Raw genomic sequence first — 5,382 nt, 5'->3', positions numbered from 1 at the left:
GTCGTCATAGTCATAATCGTCGCCGAGATCGTTGAGCGATGTCAGCCAGCCGCTCTTACCCCAGATCGGCGTCTCATAGCCGCCGATCGTCATCACGTCGAACTGGCCGCCCTTTGTGGCGATGTCGGTGGTGACCCGCTCGCGCAGCACGTTCTCCTCGAGCACCACCCAGTTCACCTTGTTTCCTGTCGCCTTCTCCCATTCGGGCGACAGCTTCTGCATGATGATCATGTCGCCATTGTTGACTGTCGCAACCGTGATCTCCTCGGACAGGGCGGCATTTGCCGCCAGTGCCGAAACAGCGGCCGACAGGCCAAGAATTCCGATACGCTTACCGATAGGCATTTCGTCTCCTCCTTTACGAATGCGCATGTGTAAGTGGACATGCGTATACATTTTATTGCGCTATGGGAAAGCCGAGTCAAGGCAGCCACGCTTGATTTCGGCACCATGCCGTCACCAGGCGAGTTGATATTCCTGATTTGGCATGTCTAGGAAGGCCGCATGCGCAGCAAAATAAATGTACATGCGTGCAGTTTCTGTTGACTTCGCACTTGCCGCGATTTACCTCGGCTACCGTCAAGCGCTATCGTGGGGCTGGGGTGACTGCGACGGCATCCGTTCCGGCTGGGGAGAGAAGGAATTGCAGCAATGAGCCGCCGAAGGGAGATCGCCTCCGAAGCCGCGGGGCCGACGATCACGGCCGGCGAAATCCTGGTCGAGATCATGGCGACGGACCGCGGCCTGGGGTTCCTCGAACCGCTGGCGCTGGTCGGGCCATATCCGAGCGGCGCGCCGGCCATCTTCATCGACCAGGTGGCTAGGCTGGGCGGCGGCGCCGGGCTCATCGGCTGCGTCGGCCGCGACGATTTTGGAACGATCAACCTGGAAAGGCTGAGACGTGACGGCGTCGACGTCTCGGCGGTGTCGGTCAGCGACCGCTACCCCACGGGAAGCGCGTTCGTGCGCTACAGGCCCGACGGCGGCAGGGACTTCGTCTACAACATCGCCGAATCCGCCGCCGGGCAAATCCGTCTCACCGACGCGGCGCGCGAATTGGCGGACAGGGCCGGCCATCTGCATGTCATGGGCTCGACCTTGTCGGTGGCCGGGCTGAAGGAGATCGTCGCCTATGCCTTGAAATCGGTGCGGGCGCGYGGCGGCTCGACCTCTTTCGATCCGAATATGCGYAAGGAGTTGATCGACGGCGCCGACGGCGCGCAATTTTCAGCGCTGGTCGACGATGCCGATCTGTTGTTGCCGTCCGGCGACGAATTGCTTGCAGCCGCCGGGGTCGATGACGAAGGCCAGGCGGTGAAGGCGTTGTTTGCCAGGGGCGTCGGCGAGATCGTGCTGAAGCGCGGGGCCGCCGGCTCGTCCTGGTTCGGCGCCGACGGCGCCAGGATCGACTGCGCCGGTTTCCGGGTCGAGGAAGTCGACCCGACCGGCGCCGGCGACTGTTTCGGCGCGACCTATCTCACCTGCCGGCGCAAGGGCATGGAGCCGGCCAAGGCGCTGTTTTATGCCAATGCCGCCGGCGCCCGCAACGTCACGCGGCGCGGACCCATGGAAGGCACCGCCGGCTTCGATGTGCTGGACGGCTTCATCACCGGGACGCAGAGGGCGACATGACGACCAACCCGCTCGCAGGCCTTGCCACCGCGCGCAGAAACGGGTCGCCCTACGGCATCACCTCGATCTGCTCGGCCCATCCGCTGGTGATCCAGACGGCCATCCGGCGCGCCGTCAGGGACAAGGAAAGCAGCCTGCTGATCGAGGCGACCTGCAATCAGGTCAACCAGTTCGGCGGCTACACCGGGATGAGCCCGGATTTGTTCATCGCTTTCGTGCTCGAGATTGCCGGCAAGGAGGGACTCGACCCCCAACGCATCATCTTCGGCGGCGATCATCTGGGACCGAACCCGTGGCGCACGGAGCCGGCAGCACAAGCGATGAGCAAGGCCGAGGCCATGGTCACTGCCTATGTCTGGGCCGGCTTTAGCAAGATCCATCTCGACGCATCGATGGGTTGTGCCGGCGAGCCGGCGGCCCTGGACGACGAGACCATCGCGACACGGGCCGCGCGGCTGGCCAAGGCGGCCGAAAAGGCGGCACGCGCCACGAGTGGCGCCTTGCCGGTCTACATTATCGGCACCGAGGTTCCAGCTCCCGGTGGCGTCGATCACGCGATCAGCGACCTGAAGCCCACCGAGGCGGCGGCGGCGCGGCGCACGATCGAGGTGCATCGCGAGATCTTTGCCAGGGAAGGGCTGACGGAAGCATTTGGCCGCGTCATCGCCGTGGTGGTGCAGCCGGGCGTCGAGTTCGGCAGCCAGAACGTCGTCGCCTACAGACCCGAGGCATCGAAGCCGCTGACCGGTTTGCTCGACGAGGAACCGTCGCTCGTCTACGAGGCGCATTCCACCGACTACCAGAGCCGCGCGGCGCTCACCGCCCTTGTCGGCAACGGCTTTCCGATCCTTAAAGTGGGTCCAGGCCTGACCTTTGCGTTGCGCGAGGCGCTYTACGGGCTCGACCTGATCGCRTCCGAAATGRTCGCGGAYTATGGCGACAGGTCGCTTGCCCGCACGATGGAACGCGTGATGCTGGCCGCTCCGGGCCATTGGCACGGCCACTATCACGGCAATGAAGCCGATCGCTACCTGCAGCGCCACTACAGCTACAGCGACCGCATCCGCTATTATTGGAGCAATCCAACGGCCAGCGTTGCCGTCGGCCGCCTGCGTGAGGCACTTGCCGGCGTTGCCATTCCCGAAACGCTGATGCGGCAATTCCTGCCGACGCTGCCGTCCGGGCTTGGACCGGCTGGCAATCCCGAGGCCATTTTTCACGCAGCGATCGGCCAGGTGCTGGCCGACTACGACGCCGCTTGCCGCATCGCCTGAACCCGTCGCATCGTCGCTCGCCACAGGCTTGCTGCGCTCACTGGTCGCCGCAGCCAGGCATCAGGAAGCGAGGGGCTTCCTGACCAGCTATACCTGCCGGCCTCCTCCGGCGCGGTTAGCCCGGTCGTAAAGGGCGACCTGGGTGGCGCCGTCGATCCAGGACAATTCCTTGGGCTCCTGCGCGGTCGCGAATGCCACCGAGGGCGGATTTGTGTCTTTGTTGCTTGTTGTTGCCCGATTTTATCTGGCCAGCAGCAGCCGGGCATAGAGTTCGGCCGGCAAAGATATCTCATTTCACGCCCCTATCACGCCAGCGCGTCAGTTTCGGAAAACGCGAGCGGAGCCTCCGAACTGTTTCTGAAGAGGCAACCTCAGACGGGTGCAACCAGGGAGGACGATTTGCCATTTGTCGCGCCAAGTGACGCTCCAACCTGCGCTGATGTTGTGCAGGGCCGGATGTGTCACGCTGCGCTGGACTTGGAGCACGAAGATCCGGTTGTTACGGCACTGGAATGCGTCCGAGGAAACTCGTTGTCTCGCAACAAAAATAACTTTCACCCGATTGAGCCGCAGAGTTTGAAAGTATTTTATTATTCCGCCTCATCCGATAAAACCGTATCGGAAAAGTCGGAAACCAAATACGGACGCCGCTTAGGTAACAAAGACTATTATTTATATTTGAATCATGATTATGTTCCGTTTGGGCACTTGTCAGGGTTGGGTAGACCCATGTTGCGGGTCAGGCTTTTTGGACCAATGCAGGTTCGTGGGCTGGATGGTCGGGATCTTACCCCTCCCACCCAGAAGGCTCGCGCGATTCTGGCAATGGTGATGGTGGCGGACGGCGGGCGGCGTTCCCGCAGCTGGTTGATCGATCACCTCTGGAGTGAAAAGTCGCGGCCTCAGGGTCAAACGAGTCTTCGCCAGTCGCTGAAGGAAATCCGCAAGGCTCTCACGCCTGCTTACTCCGACGTGCTGAAGATCGACAATTTTGTCATCGAAATTGACCTCGATAAATGTATCTTCGAAGGCTCTTCAGACGCTGCTCCTGTAATTGAGAACTTTCTTGAAGGGATCGACATTGCCGATCCTGAATTTGAGGAATGGCTGACACTTGAGCGCAGTCGCTGGCAAAAAAGCGAGCCGCTGAAGGAAGCCGGCGCCGAGGTGGGCAGGCTGGAGGAGCGGGCTCCAGCCAGATTCGGTCTCCGGATTGATCCCGTCATTGTGTCCGGTCTCGATCGCGAAGAAGACATGCTGGCCGACGTCATCGTCGACAGGATTGTGGCTGGATTGGTTGAGGACGGCTTTCGCGATTTCCTTGATCGGCGGAAAAACGGCATTACGCTGCTCGCTTCTCGCGATGCTCACGTGCAGCACTCGCTATGCCTGCGATGCTCCGTGCGCCGTGTTCGCGACACTGCGCGCATCACTCTTGCCTTGGTCGACGTGGCCGAGGAACAGACGCTCTGGCTGCGTGTTTTCGACGCGGCAACATCCGCGGTGCGCCAAGAACGCGATGCCGATCTCGCCGCGGGCCTGGCGCAGTGCATCGATCGGATCTGGCTGGAGAAAGAGAATGTGGCCCGCCTCCGCAAGCTCGGGGAGGATGGCGCCGACACCATGCGTTCGGCGGTCCAGGACATGTTCGAGCTCGGTCTTGGCGATCTTGCGCGCGCCGAGAAGGACCTGAGGCGGCTGATCCCGACCCGATATGGCGCCTTGGCCTCGGCCTGGCTGGCCTTTCTTATTACTTTCAGGGTCGGCCAGCGTTTTGTCCGGCACGATACTGCGTTGCACGAGGAAGCAAGAGATTTGATAGAACGCGCTCTCGAGCGCGATCCCGGCAATTCTGTCGTTCTGGCCTTGGCCGGTCATGTGCATAGCTACCTTTTCGGCAACTATGTGCGCGCCGCCGAGTTGTTCGAGCAAGCAATTCGCATCAACCCAGGGCGAGCACTTGCCTGGGATCTTTACTCCGTGTTGCATGCCTATATCGGCCGGCCGCAACCCGGGCTTCAATGCGCCCTCTTTGCGCGCCATCTCGGCGCCAACAGCCTCTATCGCTACTATTTCGACACATCGTGCCTGATCACGGCGAGCTTGCTTGGGCGGCATGATCTGGCAATCCGCCATGGTGAGGCGGTGCTCGATGTTCGGCCGGATTTCAATTCGGTGCTTCGCTTCCTTACGTCGAGTTACGGCCATTCGGGGGCACGGCAGAAGGCGGCTCAAACGCGCGAACGGCTTCTGGCCGTGGAGCCGTCATTTTCTGTCGAGTCGCTGCGAGACGCCCGGTATCCGGGCCTCGATACACAGGCAGGGCACTATTTTCTACGGGGTTTGAAGAAGGCAGGGATAAGGGAGGTCGCCATATGAGCAAGGAACAGGAAATCACCATCGATGTCGGCCCGGCGAAGGACGGACCTGGAAAGATAATTCTCGGTGAACTCAATCGCAGCGGATTGTGGATACG

4 protein-coding genes are annotated in these 5,382 nt (G+C 61.4%); 3 read left to right on the top strand and 1 reads right to left on the bottom strand.

Annotated features, from left to right (window positions below; genetic code table 11):
* A partial coding sequence (locus AC1DX0_RS30510; RefSeq protein ID WP_477358146.1) for an extracellular solute-binding protein occupies positions 1-339 on the bottom strand: 339 nt, incomplete at its 3' end.
* Positions 340-651: 312 nt separating this feature from the next.
* Here AC1DX0_RS30510 and AC1DX0_RS30505 point away from each other — a divergent pair.
* The 3 genes from AC1DX0_RS30505 (at position 652) to AC1DX0_RS30495 (ending at position 5,285) form a co-directional block, all read left to right on the top strand.
* Positions 652-1,632: a tagatose kinase gene (locus tag AC1DX0_RS30505; protein WP_477222918.1), complete on the top strand. Its 981-nt coding sequence runs from the start codon at positions 652-654 to the stop codon at positions 1,630-1,632.
* Positions 1,629-2,906, top strand: coding sequence for a D-tagatose-bisphosphate aldolase, class II, non-catalytic subunit (locus tag AC1DX0_RS30500; RefSeq protein WP_477358143.1), 1,278 nt, complete (start codon positions 1,629-1,631; stop codon positions 2,904-2,906). Before AC1DX0_RS30505 ends, AC1DX0_RS30500 begins: the two co-directional genes overlap by 4 nt.
* A 531-nt stretch (positions 2,907-3,437) precedes the next feature.
* On the top strand, positions 3,438-5,285 hold the full coding sequence (locus tag AC1DX0_RS30495; protein ID WP_477222916.1) for a hypothetical protein: 1,848 nt from the start codon (positions 3,438-3,440) through the stop codon (positions 5,283-5,285).
* The last annotated feature ends 97 nt before the right edge of the window (positions 5,286-5,382 follow it).

It is taken from the genome of Mesorhizobium sp. P3_A9, from assembly GCF_056402975.1.
This window is presented reverse-complemented; position numbering and strand designations above follow the sequence as displayed.